We start from the raw sequence: 20,516 nt of genomic DNA, 5'->3' as shown, positions 1-20,516 counted from the left end.
CGAATCACGATACGACGTCGGCGGGCGCGCGCGGTGCTGGGGACGCCGGAGGTGTCCTGGACAACAGCAGCGGCGAAACCCGGTACACGATCGCGAGCCCGCCGAGCGTCACCAGAGCGGCCGCGCCGTAGGCCCACGGCAGGATGTAGGAGCGGCCGTCGAAGGTGCCGCCGGTGGGCGGGAGCAGGAAGGGCAGCCCGGCGCTGATGACCGTGGCGACCACCCGGAACCGCGACGTCCCGGCCGCGGCGGCGAGCGGGATGACCGCCCACAGCAGGTACCACGGCTGCAGGTTGATCTGCAGGATCATCGCCGCGCCCAGGGAGACGCCGAGCCCGATGATCGGCCGGTAGCGCCATTTGAAGCTGGCCCACAGGAATTTGACCGTGACGGCCGCGGTGATCGCGTTGCCGAGCGTGCCGAGGATCGGCACCAGCGCGTCGGTGTGGTTGCCGAGCCCGAGCGCGATGCCGAGGACGCCGCTGAGGTTCGCGATCTCCGCGGTGGGGGAGATGAACGACCGCACTAGCCCCGGCGTGCTCGCCGTCGCGCCGATCCAGCCGAAGCCCAGCCCGGTGCCGACGCAGATCGCGGTCAGCACCACGCCGAACAGCAACGCCATCGGCGCGCCCGCCCACACGAGGTCTTTCAGCCGTCCGTGCCATCTGCGCGCCACCATCACCGAGAGGAACGGCAACGCCAGCACGGCCGGGATCTTCACGGTGGCGCCGACGGTGATGATGACGACGCCGAGCGCGATGAAAAGCAGTTCGCCCTTCGCCAAGGGCGGCGGACTGTCGCCCTTCACCCGCACCGGCAGCCGCCGGATGCCGATCTCCAGCCCGGCCACCATGAGCCCGATGGCCAGCGAATCGTTGTGCGCGCCCGCCACGAAATGGAAGATCAGCAACGGGTTCGCCGCGCCGAGCCACAGCGCGGTGGCCGGCTGCACGCCGAACCGCCGGGCGAGCCGCGGCACCGCCCACACGATCAGCAGCACGCCGACCATCGCGAGACCGCGCTGCAGCAGCACGCCGACGACGATGTTGTTGCCGCCGACCGGGGCCAGCCAGCCGCCGAGCCGCAGCAGCAGCGGGCCGTACGGAGCGGGCGTCTCGCGCCAGATGTTGGTGACGCCCGCGGTGAGCGGGTCGGCGACGCCGAGCGCCTGCGCCGGGCCCAGCTGGTACGGGTCCATGCCGCGGTGCACGATCTCGCTCTGCGCGAGGTAGCTGTAGACGTCGCGGGAGAACAGCGGCGGGATCAGCAGCAGCGGCGCGACCCACATCGCGATCGTGCGGGCGAGCTGGCCGCTGGTGGCCAGCCGCGCGCTCGCCGGACGGGCGAACCGGGCGAGCATCAGCCAGCTCAGCACCAGGATGCCCATCCCGGAGAACGCGATCGCGAGCGAGACCGTCGGGATCCGGATGAACAGCCGCAGCACCGGCAGGTCCTGCACCGGGTTGATCACCGGCGCGGCCCCGGCCCCGAGCGAGCCGAGCGCGAGGAACAGCGAGCCGACCGTGCCGAAGCGGCGGACCGCGTCGAGGCCGCGGGTCTCGGCAGCGTTCAGCGGATCGGTGCGGCGCGGGCCGACCGGCGACGGCGCGGCTTCGGGGACCGGCGGGGCGGCCACGGAGCCGTCAGCGCCACCGGTTTCACCGGATAAGTCCGGTTCCGGTGCCCGCTGGTCCGGGTGTTCGCCGACTGCCACGCCCGGAAGCGTATCGACTCCGGTCCGCGCGGCGTATCGAGCCGCTCGGTCCTCGGCGCCGGGATTGCTCCCGTCGGTCCGTGAAGGCCCTTGCGAGAATCCGAGTCCCCATGCCCAGGGCTCGAGGCGGCCCGGCCCCGCGGTCTCGGCCGACGGGGGAGTTGGTCGTCCGTGAGGGGAACCCTGAGGGACTCAGAGTCCCTCAGGGTTCCCCTCACGGACGTGGGGCCGGGCGGCGCCGCGGCGAGGCGCGTCCGGGGTGAGTCGGGTCACTGGTCGACACCCCGCCTTTGCCCGTCGGCCGGAAATAAGACACACTTGTGTTGTGAAAAAGAACGGGACCACCGGCGAGGGGCGCGGCGACCAGCCGCGCACCGCGGCCGTCGGCGTTCCCGTGCAGGTCAGCGCGGTGAACGTGGCCGAGGGGCGCACCCGGCACGAGGTCGCCCGGCTGCTGCTGGAGCAGGGCCCGATGACCGCTGTGGTGGTCGCGGAGCAGCTCGGCATCAGCCCGACGGCCATCCGCAGGCACCTCGACGCGCTGCAGGCCGACGGCGAGGCCGAGACCAGCGACGCCCCGCGCAGGGGCCCGCGCGGACGCGGCCGCCCGGCCAAGCTGTTCCTGCTCACCGAAGCGGGCCGCGCCCGGTTCGGGCACGCCTACGACGACCTCGCGTCCTCGGCCATCCGCTTCCTCGCCGAGCACGCCGGCCCGGACGCGGTGCGCGCGTTCGCCGAGCGCCGCGTCGAAGGGCTCGTCGGGCCGCATCGGCAGGCGATCACCGGATCGGCTGATCCGGTCGAGCGCGCCGAGGCCCTCGCCACCGCGCTGAGCAGGGAGGGCTACGCTGCCTCGACCCGCCAGATCGGCGCGGGAGCCCAAGCCTCGAACGTCGGCGCGCAGCTGTGCCAGCACCACTGCCCGGTCGCGCACGTAGCCGCGGAATTCCCGCAGCTGTGCGAGGCGGAGACGGAAGCGTTCGCGAAGCTGCTGGGCACCCACGTCCAGCGGCTGGCGACCATCGCGCGCGGAGACAACGCGTGCACCACACACGTACCCGCCGGACCGGCGGGTATCCCGGCCCATCCCGAGCCGGACCGCACGACGCCCCGAGAAGCGGCCGCGCCGCCCGAGGGGCACGCACCACGGATCCCGAATGGAGGGAAACCCGCATGACTGCCGCTGCCGAGCAGCGCACTCCCACCACCGAGCCGTTGAGCCAGGAAGAGACCATCGCGTCCCTTGGCAACTACGCCTTCGGCTGGGCGGACTCCGACGAGGCTGGCTCCAGCGCCCGCCGCGGCCTGAGCGAGGACGTCGTCCTCGACATCTCCGGCAAGAAGTCCGAGCCCGAGTGGATGCGCGACGCCCGATTGAAGGCGCTCAAGCTGTTCGACCTCAAGCCGATGCCCAACTGGGGCGCCGACCTCTCGGGGATCGACTTCGACAACATCAAGTACTTCGTGCGGTCCACCGAGAAGCAGGCGACCAGCTGGGAAGACCTGCCCGAGGACATCAAGAACACCTACGACAAGCTGGGCATCCCCGAGGCGGAGAAGCAGCGCCTCGTGGCCGGCGTCGCCGCGCAGTACGAGTCCGAGGTCGTCTACCACCAGATCCGCGAGGACCTGGAGGAGCAGGGCGTCCTGTTCCTGGACACCGACAGCGCGCTCCGCGAGCACCCGGAGATCTTCCAGGAGTACTTCGGCTCCGTGATCCCGGCGGGCGACAACAAGTTCTCCGCGCTGAACACGGCGGTGTGGTCCGGCGGCTCGTTCATCTACGTGCCGAAGGGCGTGCACGTCGAGATCCCGCTGCAGGCCTACTTCCGGATCAACACCGAGAACATGGGCCAGTTCGAGCGGACGCTGATCATCGTCGACGAGGACGCCTACGTCCACTACGTCGAGGGCTGCACCGCGCCGATCTACCAGTCGGACTCGCTGCACTCCGCGGTCGTCGAGATCATCGTGAAGAAGGGCGCCCGCTGCCGCTACACGACGATCCAGAACTGGTCGAACAACGTCTACAACCTGGTCACCAAGCGCGCCAAGTGCGAAGAGGGCGCGACCATGGAGTGGGTCGACGGCAACATCGGCTCCAAGGTGACCATGAAGTACCCGTCGGTCTTCCTCATGGGCGAGCACGCCAAGGGCGAGGTCCTCTCGGTCGCGTTCGCGGGCGAGGGCCAGCACCAGGACGCCGGGGCCAAGATGGAGCACCTCGCGCCGCACACGTCCTCGACCATCGTGTCGAAGTCGGTCGCGCGCGGCGGCGGCCGGACCTCCTACCGCGGCCTGGTCAAGGTCGCGAAGCGGGCGCACCACTCGCGCTCCAGCGTGGTCTGCGACGCCCTGCTGGTGGACACCATCTCGCGGTCGGACACGTACCCGTACGTGGACATCCGCAACGACGAGGTGTCGATGGGCCACGAGGCCACCGTGTCCAAGGTCAGCGAAGAGCAGCTGTTCTACCTGATGTCGCGCGGCCTCGACGAGGCCGAGGCGATGGCGATGATCGTGCGCGGGTTCGTCGAGCCCATCGCGCGCGAACTGCCGATGGAGTACGCGCTCGAGCTGAACCGCCTGATCGAGCTGCAGATGGAAGGGTCCGTCGGCTAAATGGAGTCAACACAGTCCGTGGCCTCGGACAGCAATGTTTCGGAAGCCCTCCGCGAGGGGGCCGTCATTCCGGCGGCCTCCCGCGCGGAGCGGTTCACTTCCTACGACGTCGAGGCCTTCGAGGTCCCGGGCGGGCGTGAGGAAAACTGGCGCTTCACTCCGATGAAGCGCCTGCGCGGCCTGCACGACGGGTCCGCGGTCGCGACCGGCGAGATCACGCTGGAAGCCGACGCGGCCCCCGAGCTGAAGATCGAGACTGTCGGCCGCGACGACTCGAGGCTGGGCCAGGCGGGCGTGCCGAGCGACCGGATCGCCGCACAGGCCTACTCGTCCTTCGCCAAGGCCACCGTCGTGACGGTGCCCAAGGAGACGAAGGCGTCCAAGCCGTCGGTGCTGCGCGTCCACGGCCCGGGCGAGGGCCAGGTCGCCTACGGGCACCTGCAGGTCCGCGCCGAGGCGTTCGCCGAAGCCGTGATCGTGCTCGACCACGTCGGCTCCGGCACCTACGCCGACAACGTCGAGTTCGTCATCGGCGACGGCGCCAAGGTCACCGTGGTCAGCGTCCAGGACTGGGCCGACGACGCGGTGCACGTCTCCGAGCAGCACCTCAAGCTGGGCCGCGACTCCGCGCTGCGGCACACGGTGATCACGCTGGGCGGCGACCTGGTCCGCGTCTCGCCGACCGCGACGTTCACCGACAAGGGCGGCGACGTCGACATGCTCGGCGTCTACTTCGCCGACGGCGGCCAGCACCAGGAGCACCGCCTCTTCGTCGACCACGCGGTGCCCAACTGCAAGTCGCGGGTCGGCTACAAGGGCGCGCTGCAGGGCGACGGCGCGCACGCGGTGTGGATCGGCGACGTGCTGATCCGGGCCGCGGCCGAGTCCACCGACACCTACGAGTTCAACCGCAACCTGGTGCTCACGCCCGGGGCGCGCGCGGACTCGGTGCCGAACCTGGAGATCGAGACCGGCGAGATCGAAGGCGCCGGCCACGCGAGCGCGACGGGAAGGTTCGACGACGAGCAGTTGTTCTACCTGCAGTCGCGCGGAATCGCCGAAGAAGCCGCCCGCCGCCTGGTCGTGCGCGGGTTCTTCCACGAAATCCTGGTGAAGATCGACGTCCCCGAGGTGCGCGAGCGCCTCGAAGCCGCGATCGAGGCCGAACTCGAAGCCGTCGGCGCCTGACGCCCTCCACCGCAGACTTTAGGAAACGAAGAATGGCTACCCTGGAAATCAAGGACCTGCACGCCTCGGTCACCACCGACGAGGGCGCCAAGGAGATCCTCAAGGGCGTCAACCTGACCATCCGGTCCGGCGAGACGCACGCGATCATGGGCCCGAACGGCTCCGGCAAGTCCACCCTGTCCTACGCGATCGCCGGCCACCCGAAGTACACGGTGACCTCCGGCGAGGTGCTGCTGGACGGCGAGAACGTGCTCGAGATGAGCGTGGACGAGCGCGCCCGCGCCGGCCTCTTCCTCGCCATGCAGTACCCGGTCGAGGTCCCCGGCGTCTCGATGTCGAACTTCCTGCGCACCGCGGCCACCTCGGTCCGCGGCGAGGCCCCCAAGCTTCGCCACTGGGTCAAGGAGGTCAAGGAGGAGATGGGCAAGCTCGGCATCTCCCAGGAATTCGCCGAGCGCTCGGTGAACGAGGGCTTCTCCGGCGGCGAGAAGAAGCGCCACGAGATCCTGCAGCTGGCGCTGCTCAAGCCGAAGTTCGCGATCCTCGACGAGACCGACTCCGGCCTGGACGTCGACGCGCTGCGCGTCGTGTCCGAGGGAGTCAACGAGTACAAGGCGGGCAACGAGGTCGGCGTCATGCTGATCACGCACTACACCCGCATCCTGCGGCACATTACCCCGGACTTCGTGCACGTCTTCGCCGACGGCCGCATCGTCGAGTCCGGCGGCCGCGAACTGGCCGACGAGCTGGAGGAGAACGGCTACGTCAAGTACGTCGGCTCTCCCGAGCCCGCCAAGGCCTGACGTTTTCCCGCGCCCCGTTCCCGACGACACCGAGAGAGAGGAGTTGGCTCGATGACCACCACGGCTTCGAACAGCCCGACCAACTCTGTTCCCCTTGACGTGGCGGCACTGCGTGCCGACTTCCCGATCCTGACGCGCACCGTGCGCGACGGGAAACCCTTGGTGTACCTGGACTCCGGAGCGACCTCGCAACGGCCGGTGCAGGTGCTCGACGCGGAACGGCGGTACGTGTTCACGTCGAACTCGGCCGTGCACCGCGGCGCCCACCAGCTGTCCGAAGAGGCCACCGACGCCTACGAATCCGCGCGCGCCAAGACCGCGGAATTCGTCGGCGCGGACCCGGAAGAGCTGGTGTTCGCCAAGAACGCGACCGAGGGCATCAACCTCGTGGCGTACGCGATGAGCAACGCCGCCACCGCCGGCCCGGAAGCCGAACGCTTTCGGATCGGCGAGGGCGACGAAATCGTCATCACCGAGATGGAGCACCACGCGAACCTGGTGCCGTGGCAGCAGTTGTGCCAGCGCACCGGGGCGACGCTGAAGTGGTTCAAGGTCACCGCCGACGGCAGGCTTGACCTGTCCAATGTGGACGAGCTGATCACGCCGCGCACGAAGGTGGTCGCGTTCGCGCACCAGTCCAATGTGCTCGGCACGGTCAACCCGGTGGACAAGCTGGTGGCCAAGGCGAAAGCGGTCGGCGCGCTGACCGTGCTGGACGCCTGCCAGTCGGTGCCACACTTCCCGGTGGACTTCCACGCGCTGGGCGTCGACTTCGCGGTGTTCTCCGGGCACAAGATGCTGGCCCCGTCCGGGATCGGCGTGCTGTACGGCCGGACCGAACTGCTCGAAGCGATGCCGCCGTTCCTGACCGGCGGCTCGATGATCGAGCTGGTCACGATGGAGCGCACCACGTTCGCCGCGCCGCCGCAGCGGTTCGAGGCCGGGGTGCCGATGACGTCGCAGGCGATCGGCCTCGGCGCGGCGGTGGACTATCTCTCGGCCATCGGGATGGACCGCGTCGCCGCGCACGAGCACGAGCTGGCCGCCGCCGCCATCGCGGGCATCAGCGCGATCCCGGGCGTGCGCATCGTCGGGCCGACCGACCTGGAGGACCGCGGCGCGACTGTCGCGTTCGTCATCGACGGAGTGCACCCGCACGACGCGGGCCAGGTGCTCGACAGCCTCGGCATCGCGGTCCGGGTGGGACATCACTGCGCGTGGCCGCTGCACCGGGCCTGTTCGGTGCCCGCGACCGTGCGGGCGAGCTTCTACCTGTACAACACGCTGTCCGAAGTGGACGCTCTGGTCGCCGGGATCCGCGAGGCGCAGAAGTTCTTCGGGGTGGCCCAGGACGGGGCCGAGAAGTGAACCTGGAGAGCATGTACCAGGAGATCATCCTGGACCACTACAAGAACCCGCACGGGCGCGGCCTGCGCGATCCGTTCGACGCCGAGTCGTTCCAGGTCAACCCGACCTGCGGCGACGAGATCACCTTGCGGGTGAAGGTCAGCGACGGCAAAGTCGAGGACGTGTCCTACGACGGGCAGGGCTGCTCGATCAGCCAGGCGTCCGCGTCGGTGCTGACCGACCTGGTCGTCGGGCACACGGTCGACGAGGCGTTCACGACCATGGACGCCTTCGTGGAACTGATGCAGGGCAAGGGCAAGGTCGAACCGGACGAGGACGTACTGGAGGACGGCGTCGCGTTCGCCGGCGTCGCGAAGTACCCGGCGCGCGTGAAGTGCGCCCTGCTCGGCTGGATGGCGTTCAAGGACGCGGTGTCCAGCACCACCACAGGAGCTGAGAAGGCATGAGCGCAGCTTGCAAGCGAATCATGGTTATTCATGCCGTCGCCTCCCGGGCAACGAGCGTGAAACTCCTCAAGGAGGCGACGGCATGAGCGAAGAGACGGCTACTGACACGCGCGAGGGGCGCACCGCCGCGGACCTGCCCGAGCAGACCGCCGCCGTCCCCGCCGACGTCGCCAAGATCGAGGACGTCGAGGAAGCGATGCGCGACGTCGTCGACCCCGAACTCGGCATCAACGTCGTGGACCTCGGCCTGGTCTACGACATCCGGGTCGAGACGGACAACACCGCGACGATCGACATGACGCTCACGTCCGCGGCGTGCCCGCTGACCGACGTGATCGAGGACCAGACGTCGGCGGCGCTGACGTCCGGCGGCCTCGTGGACGACTTCCGGATCAACTGGGTCTGGATGCCGCCGTGGGGCCCGGAGAAGATCACCGACGACGGCCGCGAGCAGCTGCGGGCGCTCGGGTTCACTGTCTGAGGTTCGCTGCTTCGCGAAAGCCGCTCCCGGTTCGCCGGGGGCGGCTTTCGGCGTATCCGGGAGTGGTGCGTTCGGGCGCAGGCGGGCGGAACGCCGGATTCTGTCGGGGTTGGGTGCTATCACTGGTCAATGACCGAACCTGACTCCGAATCCGTGTCCTCTCCGGGGGACAGACCCGGCCGCGGCCTTGCTGTCGCGGCGGTGTCCGTGGCCGCGGTGAGTTTCGCGCTCGGCGTGGCGACCTGGCTGGCTTGGCTGCTCGTGCGGCCGAGGCTGCTCATGGGCGGCAGCTACCCGATCGTGGCCGAGGTGTTCGTCCTGGTGCTCGGCGCGCTGTGGTTCCTGGCGTTGCTGGCCTCGGTGCTGGCGGTGGTCTTCGGGCTGCTCGGGGGAGCGCGCCGGTACGGCACCGACCTCGCCCGGCTGGGCGCGCTGCTCGGTGGGCTGGCCTTCGTGGTGGCGCTGGCCGGAACGGTCGCGTTCACCTCGAATCCCGGGTTCTCGACGGGCCAGTTCGATGTCCGGCCCGGCCACGCGACCCTGGGCCGATGATGTCTGTATAACGTCCTATATGGCGACGGATGATCGCGAGTGTCCATGATGGACAGATCGGCACAATCCGCCCGGACGATGCCGGACCGCGTAACGGGTCCGCGATGCTCGCCGATCTTCGCGAGGTGATCGACGGTTTTCCGACCCCGCCGCCGGTTCCCGCGCCCCGCGCCGGTTTTCGGCGGTGCGGGCGCTGTTCGTCGTGCTCGCGCTGGCCGGGGTCGCCGGCTGCGGGTACGGGCTGGTGACGATGTGTTCGGCTACCGCTCGACGAAGGTGCCGGACAACGTGATGGCTCCCGCCGTGCCCGCCGGGACGACGATCGTGTTCGGCAAGCGGGACGGGCAGGTCTACCACCGCGGCGACGTGGTGCTGGCGCGCATGCCCCGCGCAACAGAGCGACCGGGCGTTCGTCCTGCTGGGCCGCGTGATCGGCGTGGGCGGCGACGACGTGCGCTGCTGCGACGAGAAGCGCCGGATCGTGGTGAACGGCAAATCCGTCGACGAGTCCTACGCGAGCGGCGACGGACCCCTGTTCCCCGTGGTCGTCGAGAAGGACGCGGTCTTCCTCGCCGAGGACCGCCGCGACCTCGGCTGGGACTCGCGGCAAGAAGAGGTCAGCGGGATGAACGGCTCGGTGCCGGGGTCCAACGTGTACGGGGTGGTCGTCGCCACCGGGGCGAGCCCCTGGTGAGTGCGCACGTTGCCCCCGACGACGGCGTTCACCGCCGCAGGGTTGCCGGGTGCGCCGGAGGTTGATCAAGGGCCGTTTCTGGGGCGGGTGCTCGTCGGAGCGGGAGCTGGGGCCTTCCTCGTCGGGTTCCTGGGCGTGGTGGTGACGGGAGTGCGCCGGAGCAGGAAACGGCGCCGGGAGACCGCCGGAGCGGGGTGGCTCCCCGCCGGGTAGCGACTGTCTGGTGAACGGCGAGCCTTACGCGGTCCGCGAGTAGGCGAAAGTGTCGTAGGGCGCGGTGTCCGCGGCGGCGCAGCGGGGATGTTCCTCATCGGGTCCGTCGGTCTGCTCGTGAGCGCCGTCCAGAGCGCCGGAAGACGACGAAAAGCAGCCGCAGTCCTGCCAGCGCGCTGATCATCAGCAGGTTGTAGCCGAACACGTGGTTCAGCGTCAGCCCGGGCACCAGCTGCGGACCGCTGGAACTGGCCAGCAGCAGCACGGCCATGAGTCCGGTCGCGATGCCGACCAGCGCCAGCAGCACCTCGTGCACCAGGCCGGTCACCAGGTCGCGGTCGCGTTCGTCGGAGAACAGCCGCATGTTCACCGACAGTCTGCCCTCTTCCAGTGCCGCCCCGATCCGGTCGACGCGACGGGGCAGGCGGCGCAACACCGGCAGCAGAGCGGCGAATTCGTCGATTACGGTGCGGCGCAGGGTTTCCGGGCGCAGGCCGATGCGTTCGGTGGCGAACGCGCGGGATTCGGCGACCAGGTCGAAGTCCGGGGCCAGCGTCGCGAGCGTGCCCTCCATGGTCGCCAGCGCTCGGAACACCGCGGCGATCGGCGGCGGGACGGCCAGGCGGAAGTCGGCGATGACGCGGAACAGGCCGGTGAACAGGTCGAGTCCGGGCGTCCGGCCCGGTCCGAAGTGCCGGGCGAGCAGGGCTCCGAGGGCACGTTCCAGGCGTTGTTCGTCGAGATCGTCCGGGCGGTTGACGATTTCCAGCAGCCCGTCGCGGACACCGGCCGGGTCGCCGCGGTCGATGGCGGGCAGCAGGGCTTGCAGACCGGTGTCGAGACGGCCGACGGAGCCGAAGTCGAGCAGGCCGAGGGTGCCGTCTTCGAGCAGCAAAACGTTGCCAGGGTGGGGATCCGCGTGGAACACCCCGCCGAGCAGGACCTGGTCGAGCAGGCCGCGCAGGAAGGTGCGGGCGAGTTTTTCGCGGGTGCCGACGGGACCGGAGCTGGCGGAAAGCGGCTTGCCTTCGAGCCGTCGCATCACCAGAACGCGCTCTGTGGACAGTGCTTTGTGGACAGTCGGCAACGTGACGCCAGGGATCGGGTGTGCGGCAATGGCTTCGATGTTCGCGGCTTCGGTGCGGAAATCGAGTTCGTCCTCAAGGGATTCGGCGAAACCGTCGGCCAGTTCCAGCACGCCGAGCGAACGTGCCCAGTCGGCTCGTTCGTACAGCACGGCGGCGAGGCGGCGGACGATGTCGATGTCGCGTTCCACCTGCTCGCGGATGTCAGGCCGCTGCACCTTCACGACCACCTCGGTGCCGGACCGCAGCCGAGCGCCATAAACCTGCGCGATCGACGCTGCGGCAAGGGGTTTGTCGTCGATGTGGGCGAAGGCGGTGAGGTCGATTTCCTCGCGCAGCAAAGCGCGCACCTCGTCCTCGGGCGCGGGCGGCACCTGGTCGTGCAGCCGGCTGAGTTCGCGGATGTACACCGGCGGAAGGAGATCCGAGCGAGTAGAGAGCAACTGGCCGAGCTTCACGAACGTCACGCCCGCTTCTTCGAGCGCCAGTCGCAGTGACCTCGCTAGCTTCGCCGAGCCGTCGGGACCTGCCGTACGGCGACCGGTGAGGAACGAGCCGAGACCGTGCCGGATCGCGATGCGCATGATCCGCGAGTAACGACGGGTGCGGGCCGCGCGGGATCGCAGCGACCGCATCCGGGCGAACAAACCCGGCCCGCCGGACGGAATCGCGAGTTCAGCGACAAAAAGGACCAGCAGCGTCACCACGAGCGCGCTGCCCGCCAGCGGGATCAGCAGTCCGATCGCGACCCCGGCGTTGGTCAGCACGGCGATCGGGAACAGCCGGACGACGGTGCCCGCGACGAGCCAGCCCGCCAGCGCCGCACCGAGCGCCCGGACAAGACCGACGCGCACCCCGAGCACTTTGCGGGCCGCGGCGACGAGCGGCCACAGCACGACGACGTAGGCCAGCAGGCCGAGCAGCAGCGTTTGCATGCCGACGAGCACACCAGTGCGGCGGCGCGCGCGGATCCAGCCGGGGCGGGACGGACCTCCCTCTCGCGGGGGAGCGTCCTACTTTCGGACGTGGCCGAGCCGGTGGTGAACTTCTAACGTCGTCGAGCGGACAAGGGTTGCTTGCTTTCTCGATGAGGTACGGAGGACACGATGCACGCACGAGGGTTCCGGCGGATCGCCGCACTGGCCGTGGCGACCGCCGCTCCGCTGGGCTTCGGCCTGGCGACCGCACCCGCCGCGTCCGCCGCCGCGGCGACCACCGTCTACTACAGCTCGGCCGGCGCGCCGGACTACGTCGCGCAGATCGACCAGGGCGCGGCCAACTGGAACGCCGCGGTCAGCGACGTGCAGCTGGTGAAGGACGAGGGCAAGGCGACGGTCGTGATCCACGAGGTCAACAGCGGCGGTTCGTACACGCAGACCGACGGGCACGGCAACGGCGACGTCTACCTGGACACGAGCCAGGTCGCCGAGGGCTACGACCCGACCCGCATCGCCGCGCACGAACTCGGCCACAACCTCGGCCTGCCGGACCACTATTCGGGTCCGTGCACCGAGCTGATGTCGGGCCACGGGCCGGGCACTTCCTGCACCAACGCGAAGCCGGACGCGCAGGAATCGGCGAAGGTGCAGCAGTTGTGGGCCAACGGGGTCCGGGCCGCCGGAACGCGAGTCACCACGACTGTCTACTGAGGACTCGTGAGTGCTGGCGCCGGTTAGAACCGGGATAAACACTCACGACACCCCAGCGCCCTCACGCCCGCGCCGGCCAGCCCTCGCCGGACCTCGTGAGTGCTGCTGCCGGTTCTAACCGGCAGCAGCACTCACGACGTCCCTACTCCGCCTGCAGTACGAAGAAGAGGCAACTCGGGCTGACGCACAGCATCCGGTAGTCCTCCGGGAACAGCTCCTCCGCCTCTGGCACCGGTTTCGGCTCGCTGAGCACCGAAATCCGGAACCCGGCCGCGGTGAACGCGTCGGTCATCGCGTGCAGCGGACGGTTCCAGAAACTCATCGGGACCTTGCGGCCGTCGATGTCCCAGGTCTCGGTCCACTCGTAAGTCGCCGAGTAATCAGTCTTCTGCCCAGCCTGCCGCTGCAGCATGTGGATCGCGTACGGATGGTCGACCACCACGATCAGCCGTCCGCCGGGCTTGAGGATGCGGTGGAACTCGCCGAGCGTCGGGCCCCAGTCCTCCAGGTAGTGCAACACGAGCGAGGCGACGACGTCGTCGAAAGCGTTGTCCGCGTAGGGGAGCGGCTCGGCGACGTTGGCGATGCGCAGGTCCGCGTCGGGGCCGAGCCGCTGGCGGGCGATCTCGAGCATGCCGCTGCTGAGGTCGAATCCGGACACCTCGGCACCGCGTTCGCGCAGCGAGACAGTCAGCGGTCCGGCGCCGCAGCCCGCGTCGAGAATCCGCCGCCCGGCCACGTCTCCGGCCAGCGCCAGCACGCCGGGCCGCTCGTAGTAGGCGTTCTGGATCTCGGTGTCCGACCATCTGGTGTAGGTGTCGGCCATCAGGTCGTAATCGTTGGCGGCGGCGCTCTCTGCTGGAGGCATGCGACCCACAGTGCCAGAAAATCGGCGCCAGGGTCCCGCCCCGGAGGGAGGTGCCCGCCGGAGCCGCCTGTCAGGATTGCCGGGTGCGCTTCTTCCGTCCGCTGGTCAGCGGGGTCACCTATCGCCGGTGGGTGTACCTGATCCTCGGTGCCGCGCTCAGCGTGCCGTACCTGCTCCTCGCGATGATCGCGATGCCGGCGCTGATGCCGTTCACCACGACGGTGGGATGGGCGAGCCTCGTCGGATTCGTCGTGACGCTCGCCGTGCTGGCCGCGACCGCGTTCCTGCCCGCCGTGCGAGTGCTGGAGGCGGCGGCGGTGCGGGAACTGCTCGCCCAGCCCGCGCCGGGACGCGGACGGCTGCGGTGCGCGGTGATGTTCGTGCTGCACGTCGCAGCGGGCTTCGGCACCGGGTTCGCGACGCTCGCGCTGCCGGCCGGATTCGGGTTCGCGATCAACGCGGTCTTCACCGGTCGGCTTGTCGACACGCCGGAGGTCCACCTGACGGTTCCGCGCGGCTGGGCTTCGGCGTGGCTGCCCGCGGCGTTCGTGGTGGCTTTCGTCGTGCTGATCTACGCCGTGTGGGGAGTCGGCGGTTTGCTGCGCCGCGCGGCGGCCCGGTTGCTCGGCTGGTCCGCCGCCGAACGCATCGCGCAACTCGAACGCCGCACCGATCTGCTCGCCGAACGCACCCGGCTCGCGCGCGAACTCCACGATTCCGTCGGCCACGCGCTTTCCGTGGTCACGCTGCAAGCCGGTGCCGCGCGGCGGACGCTGCACACCGATCCCGGCTTCACCGAGGAGGCGCTCACCGCGATCGAGGAATCGGCCCGCACCGCGCTCGACGACCTCGACCACGTGCTCGGCCTGCTCCGCGACGAAGCGCGCGACCGGACGCCGCACGCGGGTCTCGCCAACCTGCCCGCGCTGATCACCGTGACGCAGCAGTCCGGCGCGGATTGCCGCCTCGAGGTGCAGGGCGACGTCGCCGCGGTGCCAGCGGTGGTTTCCCGCGAGGTGTACCGGATCCTGCAGGAATGCCTCACCAACGCGGTGCGGTATGCGGGAAAGGTGCCGGTGACCGTCGCGCTGGCGGTCGCGGACGGGCAGCTGCGCGCCGCGGTCGCGAATCCGCTCGGCTCGTCCCGCCCGTCGCGCGCCCGCGGCGGACGCGGTCTGCGGGGCATGGCGGAGCGGGCGGAACTGGTGGGTGGCAAGCTGTCGGCGGGACCGGTGGGCGAAAACTGGGAGGTCGTGGTGACGGTGCCGTGGGGGAACCGGTGAGTGTGCGAGTCCTGCTGGTGGACGACGAACGGCTGATCCGGGCCGGGCTGCGCGCGATCGTGGACAGCGAACCGGACCTGACCGTGGTCGGCGAGGCGTCCGACGGAGCCGAGGTGCCCGGGCTGGTCGCGCAGCTGCGGCCGGACGTCGTGCTGATGGACGTGCGGATGCCCGCCGTGGACGGAATTCGCGCGACCGAGCATCTTCTGTCCACTATGGACGAACCGCCGAAGGTGATCGTGGTGACCACCTTCGAAAACGACGACTACGTGTACGACGCATTGCTCGCCGGAGCCAGCGGGTTTCTGCTGAAACGCGCTCGTCCGGAGGAGATCGTCGCCGGGATCCGGACGGTGCTGGCGGGGGATTCGCTGCTGTTCCCGGCGGCGATCCGGGGAATGGCCGCCCGGCGTTCGGCCTCGGCTTCCATGGCGCCGCTGGATTTCCTGACCGAACGAGAACGCGACGTGCTGCGGCTGATGGCGGCCGGACTGTCCAATGGGGAGATCGCCGCGGAGCTGTATCTGGGGCTGCAGACGGTGAAAACGCACGTCGGGAATGTGCTGTCGAAGCTGGGCGCGCGGGATCGGACGCAGGCGGTGATCCGCGCTTACGAGTCCGGGTTTGTCAGGCCGACCGGCTGATGGCGACGTCTCGGCCGATGCCCCGGAGTACTTCGACGCGGTCGCTGCCGGGGCGGCTGAGGACCCAGCTGGAGCCGGGGACTGCTTTGGCGCGTTTTTTTAGTGGTGCGAGGAGTCGGGAAGCGTCCCGATAGGACGGAATGGCCCCGCTGCCGCAGACGAGCGTCGCCAAGGACACCGTGACCGGCATGCCCTCAGCGGACCAACGAGTGTCCAGCAAAGCCGCCGCGACCGTGCCGATTTCGTCCACATCGCACACGATCAGGAAATCGTCGCCGCCGACGTGGCTCACGCGCATCCGCGGCAGCCGCCCGGCGAGGTCGGTCAGGGTCTCGCCCAAGGCGCGGATCAGGTCGTCGCCCGCGGCGAAACCGGCGTTGTCGTTAACGGACTTGAAAGCGTCGACGTCCAGCCACGCCGCCACGAACTGCTCCCCGCTGGCGATCCGGCGTTCGACGTCGCGTGCCGCCGCCTCGCTGCCCGGCAGCCGGGTGAGCGGGCTGAGCGTGACCGCCTCCTCGACCTTCGCCTCCGCGACCCCGCGCACGACCTCGGTCACCAGCACCACGCCGAGACAGTGCCCGGACGCGTCGACCACCACGACGTCGTCTCCGGTGCGGCCCCAGTCGGCGTCGGTGACCAGTTCGAGGAACTCCAGCGCGCTCGCGCCCGCCTCGATCAGGTGCGGTTTGTCCGCAAGCCTTGCCGCGGATCGCTTCGCGTGCAGGGCGTGGCCGTACGGGCCGGTGATGGTCACCAGGAAGCGCGTCCGGTCGACTGACCACTGTGGACGGTTGTCCGCGTCGACGCCGACCACGCCGCTCGGCGCGTCCGCGGCGGCGAGCACCTCGCGGACGTCGTCGCAGGTCGCGTCTACCGGCAAGGTGGTGGCCGGGCGCAGGAAATCGCCGACGCGCGGGGCCTGCGGCGGCGCGGGCGAGCGGCGGTCCTCCGGGACGACGGCACCGGCGGCGGGCGCGGACCGGTGCGGGGCGGGCGGCGCGAGCAGGTTGCCCTGTGCGATCCGGACGCCGAGGCTTTGCGCCGCGTCGAGCTGGGACTCGGTCTCGATCCCGGTCGCCACCAGCCGGATGTTCGTGCGCGTCGTGAAGTGCAGCAGCGCCTCGACAACCGCCGTCGACGCCGGGTCGCCGGGCAGGCCGCGCAGCACGCTGCGGTCGAGCTTCACCAGGTCCACCGGGGACTGCGCGAGCAGCGCCAGCGGCAGGTCGCCGCGGCCGAGCCCGTCGAGCGCGAGCCGGAAACCCTGTTCGGTGAGCGCGCGCATGCCGTCGAGCAGGCGGCCGGTGGGCAGATGCGTGAACGGCGGCCCGACCTCGAGCACCACGTCGCGGGTGCGCCGTCCGGCCGCGCCGAGTTCGGCGATCAGCTCGTCGAACGCCTCCAGCGGCGACGCCAGCGTGCGCGCGGAGACGTTGAGGTGCAGCGGGAGCGCGCTGGGCCGCTCGGCCTCCTGGCGCACCGCGGCGGCGGCCAGCCCGAGGTCGACCTCGGTGAGCTTGCCCGCGCGACGGGCCTCGGCGAGCAGTTCGTGCGCCGTGCCCCGGCCCGGCCGGGCCAGCGCTTCGTACGCGACGACCCCGCCGGTGTGCAGGCTGTACATCGGCTGGAAGGCGAATCGGACCGCTCGCAGCGTCGTCACGGAGGCGATACTGGCACCGCCGAAGGGGCGGCGAAACCGTTGTCAGCTGATGTTCACCGGCGTGGCACTTTGGCCACCGGATCGGACTAACAAAATGCTCTCGCGTTCCCTCGATCGGGAACGGGAAAATTCCCGGCGCCGCGTCAGCCGAGCAGCCTCCGCCGGATCCCGGCCGGAGCCGCGCGAAACAGGTTTGCCATGGTCGCGGCGGTGCCGGGGAGGTCGGCGCGGCCCGACGTGAAGGTGCGCTGCGCCGGGACCGGAAGTTCGAAGAACAGGTCGAAAAATTGCGCCGACTGGACAGGTGACATTCCGCACAATGCACGGAGTCCGTGGCGGCGCAAGGCATGCACCGCGCGAGCTTCGGCTGGCCACAATGCCTTCCGGGCCGCGCTGGCCGCTGCCGCTGGACCTGCGTCGAACGAGTCCGCGAGAGCCGCCGCGACGCGAGGCGCGAGCTGCAGCGCGGTCGCGAGGCTGTAACCGGTCGCCGGGTGCACGAGCCCGCCCGCGACCCCGAACGGCACCGCCTGACCGCGCTTCCGCAGCGGGACGTCGAGCACGATCCGCACCCGCTCGACCCGGCCTGCCGGACGGATTCCGGCCGCTTTGAGCCGGGTGTGCAGCCGCTGGGCGAGTTCGGACACCGGGAGGCCGGGCTTGCGGGCCAGCGACGTCTCCTCGACCAGTACGGAGCCGTCCCCGAGGGGCAGCAGGTAGCGGAAGCTGTCCGTGCCGTCGCGCCAGTCCATGAACACCGCGGTGTCGGCAGGAGCCAGTCGCTCGGCCTGATCGGCGGGCAGCACGAGCCCGTACGCGGTCTGCTCGGCGCGTGGGCCACGGAGCTTGGGCGCACCAGACGCGTCGACGAACACAGCTGCCGCCAGCCGTCGACCGTCGGCAAGTAGGACCGTCGAACCGTGCGGGCCGTGTTCCGCGCCGGTCACCTTGCCCGCGATGACCTCGACCCGCGGCTCAGCGAGCCACTCGCGCAGACCGGCGTTGTCGAGCACCCGATACGCCCGATCGACCCGGTGCTCGCGCGTCCCGAACGCCAGTGTCGTCGCCGGAGCCGCCGCGATGGCTTTGTCTGGCAGCTCAGGCACTTCGTCCGCCCACAGTCCGTAAGTGTTCGGCCACTTTCGGTGCGGATCCGGGTCGAGCACGGCCGTTTCCAGCCCTCGCCGGGCGCACGCGGCCGCCAGCGCCCGTCCGGCCGGGCCGCCGCCTGCCACCAGCACGTCGGTCATCCCGCAATCCTGCCGGACGGCCGGATACGGTGGGACACATGGACGAGACCGATCCGAGGGCAGCGCGCCGGGACCCGGAGAACGGGGCAGGCGGGTTCACCGATCTGGCGACCAGCCCGTTCCGCGTCGACCGCGACCGGATCACCGCGTCGCCGTTCTTCGCGCGGCTCGGCGGGGTCACGCAGGTGGTCAGCGCCGGCGGGGCCGGGCTGCTGCACAACCGGCTGACGCACAGCCTGAAGGTCGCGCAGGTCGCGCGCGGGATCGCGGAGCGGATCACCGGGTCGAGCGAGTCGGCCGAACTGGCGGCGAAACTGGGCGGCTGCGACCCGGACGCGTGCGAGGCCGCCGCGCTCGCGCACGACCTCGGGCACCCGCCGTTCGGCCACCTCGGCGAGCAGACCCTGGACCGGATCGCGCGGCACCGGTTCGGCCTCGCCGACGGTTTCGAGGGCAACGCGCAGTCTTTCCGCATCATCACCACGACGGACGTGCGCGGCCCGTCCGCCATCGGGCTGGACCTGACGACCGCGGTCCGCGCCGCGGTCCTGAAGTACCCGTGGGCGCGCCTGCATTACCCGCAACCGCATCCGACCGCAATGCCCCGGCCTCCCCGCGGCGCCGACGAACCCGACGACGCTCCCGGCACCGGCGCGAGCAAGTTTTCCGCCTATGTCACGGAACTGGACGACTTCGAGCAGGCGCGCGCCCCGTTCGCCGGGCGGATCGAGCCGTGGCAGCAGACGGTGGAAGCGTCCGTTATGGACACTGCCGACGACATCGCGTACGCGATCCACGACCTGCAGGACTTCCACCGCATCGGCGTCCTGCAACACGCCCCCGTCGCCGCTGAACTGGGGGAGTGGCTGGCGCACGCCGTCGACCTGGCCTCGTTGGACGATGCCCGGCTGACCGCGGAAATCCGCCGCCCCGGCCGTTCCCTGGAGCGGATGCGCCGCCGTATGCACCTGAAGGACAGCTGGATCGTGGACGACGACGCCTTCGCCGCGGCCGTCGCCCGAGTCCAACGCGAACTCGTCGACGGCCTGCTCGCGGACGGCTTCGACGGCTCGACCGAAGCCGAACAAGCGACAGCCGCCTTCTCCGCGAACTGGATGGTGCGTTTGGTGGACGGGGTTTTCGTCCTGTCCTCGCCCCCGACTCGGTCCGGACACGTCTCGCTGCGGCCCGCACAGTGGCACGAGGTGCAGGTGCTGAAGTTCGTCCACCGGCGGTTTGTGTTGCTGCGCCCCGATCTCGCCCTGCACCAGCGCGGCCAAGCCAGTCTGGTCACGACCTTGGTGGACGCGCTGGACGCTTGGCTCCTGGACCGTGACGAGGCCTCCCGCCTGCCGCGGCGGCTGCACGACCTGATGGAACTGGCGCACGGCGAATACTCGGACCTCGCCCGGACGTCGCCGGAGTTGCTCGTCGGCGCGACGGGCGAGCGGATCGAAGGCGCGGACGCGGTGCGCGGCCTGGCCCGGGGCCGGGCGGTCGTGGACTTCGTGGCTTCGCTGACGGACAAGCAGGCGGTGACGCTGCTGGACGCGTTGTCGGGACGGTCGAGCCAGCCCTGGTCGGATTCCTTTGTGCTGTAAATAGGTTGCGGTGACAGGTGTCCGGTCAGCACGGTAGACGGATGCCTTTTGCGATCCGGGAAGCTGGCGCCGACGATTGGCCGGGGATCTGGCCGATCGTCCGGGATGTGGTGACCGAGCAGCAGACGTTTCCCTACGACCCGGCCATGAGCGAACCGGACGCTCGTCAGCAGTGGCTGGTTCCCGCCCCCGCACGGGTCGTGGTCGCGGTCGACGGGGCTCGAGTGCTGGGCACGGCGAACATGTATGCGAACCGGCCGGGCCCGGGCAGTCATGTCGCTTCGGGGAGTTTGATGGTGTCCCGGGACGCGCGCGGCTCCGGGGTGGGGCGGGCGTTGGTTGTCGATCTGATCGCTTGGGCGCGGCGGGCGGGGTTCGCGGCGATTCAGTTC

General features: G+C 70.2%; 19 protein-coding genes. 14 read left to right on the top strand and 5 right to left on the bottom strand.

What is annotated here, in order from left to right; translation table 11 throughout:
- Positions 1-4: 4 nt before the first annotated feature.
- Complete coding sequence (gene mptB, locus D0D37_RS28525) at positions 5-1,636, bottom strand: polyprenol phosphomannose-dependent alpha 1,6 mannosyltransferase MptB (RefSeq protein ID WP_116203693.1); 1,632 nt, start codon at positions 1,634-1,636, stop codon at positions 5-7.
- A gap of 403 nt (positions 1,637-2,039) precedes the next feature.
- Here mptB and D0D37_RS28520 point away from each other — a divergent pair, with 403 nt between their 5' ends.
- From D0D37_RS28520 to D0D37_RS47520, 9 genes are all read left to right on the top strand, one after another.
- Complete coding sequence (locus D0D37_RS28520) at positions 2,040-2,891, top strand: helix-turn-helix transcriptional regulator (RefSeq protein WP_425266977.1); 852 nt, start codon at positions 2,040-2,042, stop codon at positions 2,889-2,891.
- On the top strand, positions 2,888-4,336 hold the full coding sequence (gene sufB / locus D0D37_RS28515) for a Fe-S cluster assembly protein SufB (RefSeq protein ID WP_116203673.1): 1,449 nt from the start codon (positions 2,888-2,890) through the stop codon (positions 4,334-4,336). The genes D0D37_RS28520 and sufB overlap by 4 nt, the downstream gene beginning before the upstream one ends.
- Positions 4,337-5,524, top strand: a complete 1,188-nt coding sequence (gene sufD / locus D0D37_RS28510; protein ID WP_116203672.1) for a Fe-S cluster assembly protein SufD — start codon at positions 4,337-4,339, stop codon at positions 5,522-5,524. It abuts the gene before it with no gap.
- A 32-nt stretch (positions 5,525-5,556) separates the two neighbouring features.
- Positions 5,557-6,327 carry a Fe-S cluster assembly ATPase SufC gene (sufC, locus tag D0D37_RS28505; protein WP_116203671.1) on the top strand — a complete coding sequence of 257 codons (771 nt, stop codon included), beginning with the start codon at positions 5,557-5,559 and terminating at the stop codon, positions 6,325-6,327.
- Positions 6,328-6,378: 51 nt separating this feature from the next.
- Positions 6,379-7,695 (top strand): cysteine desulfurase, encoded by a 1,317-nt coding sequence (locus tag D0D37_RS28500; RefSeq protein ID WP_116203670.1) that lies wholly within the window; start codon positions 6,379-6,381, stop codon positions 7,693-7,695.
- Positions 7,692-8,141, top strand: coding sequence for a Fe-S cluster assembly sulfur transfer protein SufU (gene sufU, locus D0D37_RS28495; protein ID WP_037814681.1), 450 nt, complete (start codon positions 7,692-7,694; stop codon positions 8,139-8,141). The genes D0D37_RS28500 and sufU overlap by 4 nt, the downstream gene beginning before the upstream one ends.
- A gap of 82 nt (positions 8,142-8,223) precedes the next feature.
- Positions 8,224-8,622 (top strand): metal-sulfur cluster assembly factor, encoded by a 399-nt coding sequence (locus D0D37_RS28490; RefSeq protein ID WP_116203669.1) that lies wholly within the window; start codon positions 8,224-8,226, stop codon positions 8,620-8,622.
- Positions 8,623-8,751: 129 nt separating this feature from the next.
- Positions 8,752-9,174, top strand: a complete 423-nt coding sequence (locus D0D37_RS28485; protein ID WP_116203668.1) for a hypothetical protein — start codon at positions 8,752-8,754, stop codon at positions 9,172-9,174.
- A 427-nt stretch (positions 9,175-9,601) separates the two neighbouring features.
- Positions 9,602-9,868 (top strand): S26 family signal peptidase, encoded by a 267-nt coding sequence (locus D0D37_RS47520; RefSeq protein WP_208720181.1) that lies wholly within the window; start codon positions 9,602-9,604, stop codon positions 9,866-9,868.
- Positions 9,869-10,175: 307 nt separating this feature from the next.
- Here D0D37_RS47520 and D0D37_RS28475 read toward each other — a convergent pair whose 3' ends face one another.
- Complete coding sequence (locus D0D37_RS28475) at positions 10,176-12,101, bottom strand: ABC1 kinase family protein (protein WP_116203691.1); 1,926 nt, start codon at positions 12,099-12,101, stop codon at positions 10,176-10,178.
- A gap of 171 nt (positions 12,102-12,272) precedes the next feature.
- Between D0D37_RS28475 and D0D37_RS28470 the strand changes: the two genes are divergently transcribed.
- A complete protein-coding gene (locus tag D0D37_RS28470; protein ID WP_116203667.1) occupies positions 12,273-12,815 on the top strand; it encodes a snapalysin family zinc-dependent metalloprotease in 543 nt (180 codons plus the stop codon).
- Positions 12,816-12,957: 142 nt separating this feature from the next.
- Here D0D37_RS28470 and D0D37_RS28465 read toward each other — a convergent pair whose 3' ends face one another.
- The gene (locus D0D37_RS28465) at positions 12,958-13,683 is read right to left on the bottom strand and encodes a class I SAM-dependent methyltransferase (protein WP_116203666.1); all 726 of its coding nucleotides are present in this window, start codon (positions 13,681-13,683) and stop codon (positions 12,958-12,960) included.
- 83 nt (positions 13,684-13,766) lie between these two features.
- Here D0D37_RS28465 and D0D37_RS28460 point away from each other — a divergent pair, with 83 nt between their 5' ends.
- Positions 13,767-14,966, top strand: coding sequence for a sensor histidine kinase (locus D0D37_RS28460; protein WP_116203665.1), 1,200 nt, complete (start codon positions 13,767-13,769; stop codon positions 14,964-14,966).
- Positions 14,963-15,610 carry a response regulator gene (locus D0D37_RS28455; protein ID WP_116203690.1) on the top strand — a complete coding sequence of 216 codons (648 nt, stop codon included), beginning with the start codon at positions 14,963-14,965 and terminating at the stop codon, positions 15,608-15,610. The genes D0D37_RS28460 and D0D37_RS28455 overlap by 4 nt, the downstream gene beginning before the upstream one ends.
- Here D0D37_RS28455 and D0D37_RS28450 read toward each other — a convergent pair.
- Both D0D37_RS28450 and D0D37_RS28445 read right to left on the bottom strand, forming a co-directional pair.
- Complete coding sequence (locus D0D37_RS28450; protein ID WP_116203664.1) at positions 15,594-17,273, bottom strand: GGDEF domain-containing protein; 1,680 nt, start codon at positions 17,271-17,273, stop codon at positions 15,594-15,596. The two genes, D0D37_RS28455 and D0D37_RS28450, sit on opposite strands and share 17 nt — an antisense overlap.
- A 143-nt stretch (positions 17,274-17,416) precedes the next feature.
- A complete protein-coding gene (locus D0D37_RS28445) occupies positions 17,417-18,523 on the bottom strand; it encodes a lycopene cyclase family protein (protein WP_116203663.1) in 1,107 nt (368 codons plus the stop codon).
- 38 nt (positions 18,524-18,561) lie between these two features.
- Here D0D37_RS28445 and D0D37_RS28440 point away from each other — a divergent pair, with 38 nt between their 5' ends.
- On the top strand, positions 18,562-20,124 hold the full coding sequence (locus D0D37_RS28440; RefSeq protein ID WP_116203662.1) for a deoxyguanosinetriphosphate triphosphohydrolase family protein: 1,563 nt from the start codon (positions 18,562-18,564) through the stop codon (positions 20,122-20,124).
- 41 nt (positions 20,125-20,165) lie between these two features.
- Positions 20,166-20,516: GNAT family N-acetyltransferase (locus tag D0D37_RS28435; RefSeq protein WP_162834518.1), on the top strand; the 351-nt coding region annotated here is incomplete at its 3' end.

The organism is Amycolatopsis circi (assembly GCF_003385235.1).
In the GTDB taxonomy this organism is placed as follows: Bacteria; Actinomycetota; Actinomycetes; order Mycobacteriales; family Pseudonocardiaceae; genus Amycolatopsis; species Amycolatopsis circi.
Note: the sequence above shows the minus strand (reverse complement) of the source record. Positions and strands in the feature narration are given on the sequence as shown.

What these genes read in the sequence shown, in the direction of transcription:
- sufB (WP_116203673.1), top strand. Translation starts at nt 2,888, where the DNA reads ATGACTGCCGCTGCCGAGCAGCGCACTCCCACCACCGAGCCGTTGAGC.
- sufD (WP_116203672.1), top strand. Translation starts at nt 4,337, where the DNA reads ATGGAGTCAACACAGTCCGTGGCCTCGGACAGCAATGTTTCGGAAGCC.
- sufC (WP_116203671.1), top strand. Translation starts at nt 5,557, where the DNA reads ATGGCTACCCTGGAAATCAAGGACCTGCACGCCTCGGTCACCACCGAC.
- D0D37_RS28500 (WP_116203670.1), top strand. Translation starts at nt 6,379, where the DNA reads ATGACCACCACGGCTTCGAACAGCCCGACCAACTCTGTTCCCCTTGAC.
- D0D37_RS28490 (WP_116203669.1), top strand. Translation starts at nt 8,224, where the DNA reads ATGAGCGAAGAGACGGCTACTGACACGCGCGAGGGGCGCACCGCCGCG.
- D0D37_RS28485 (WP_116203668.1), top strand. Translation starts at nt 8,752, where the DNA reads ATGACCGAACCTGACTCCGAATCCGTGTCCTCTCCGGGGGACAGACCC.
- D0D37_RS28475 (WP_116203691.1), bottom strand. Translation starts at nt 12,101, where the DNA reads ATGCAAACGCTGCTGCTCGGCCTGCTGGCCTACGTCGTCGTGCTGTGG.
- D0D37_RS28470 (WP_116203667.1), top strand. Translation starts at nt 12,273, where the DNA reads ATGCACGCACGAGGGTTCCGGCGGATCGCCGCACTGGCCGTGGCGACC.
- D0D37_RS28465 (WP_116203666.1), bottom strand. Translation starts at nt 13,683, where the DNA reads ATGCCTCCAGCAGAGAGCGCCGCCGCCAACGATTACGACCTGATGGCC.
- D0D37_RS28445 (WP_116203663.1), bottom strand. Translation starts at nt 18,523, where the DNA reads ATGACCGACGTGCTGGTGGCAGGCGGCGGCCCGGCCGGACGGGCGCTG.
- D0D37_RS28440 (WP_116203662.1), top strand. Translation starts at nt 18,562, where the DNA reads ATGGACGAGACCGATCCGAGGGCAGCGCGCCGGGACCCGGAGAACGGG.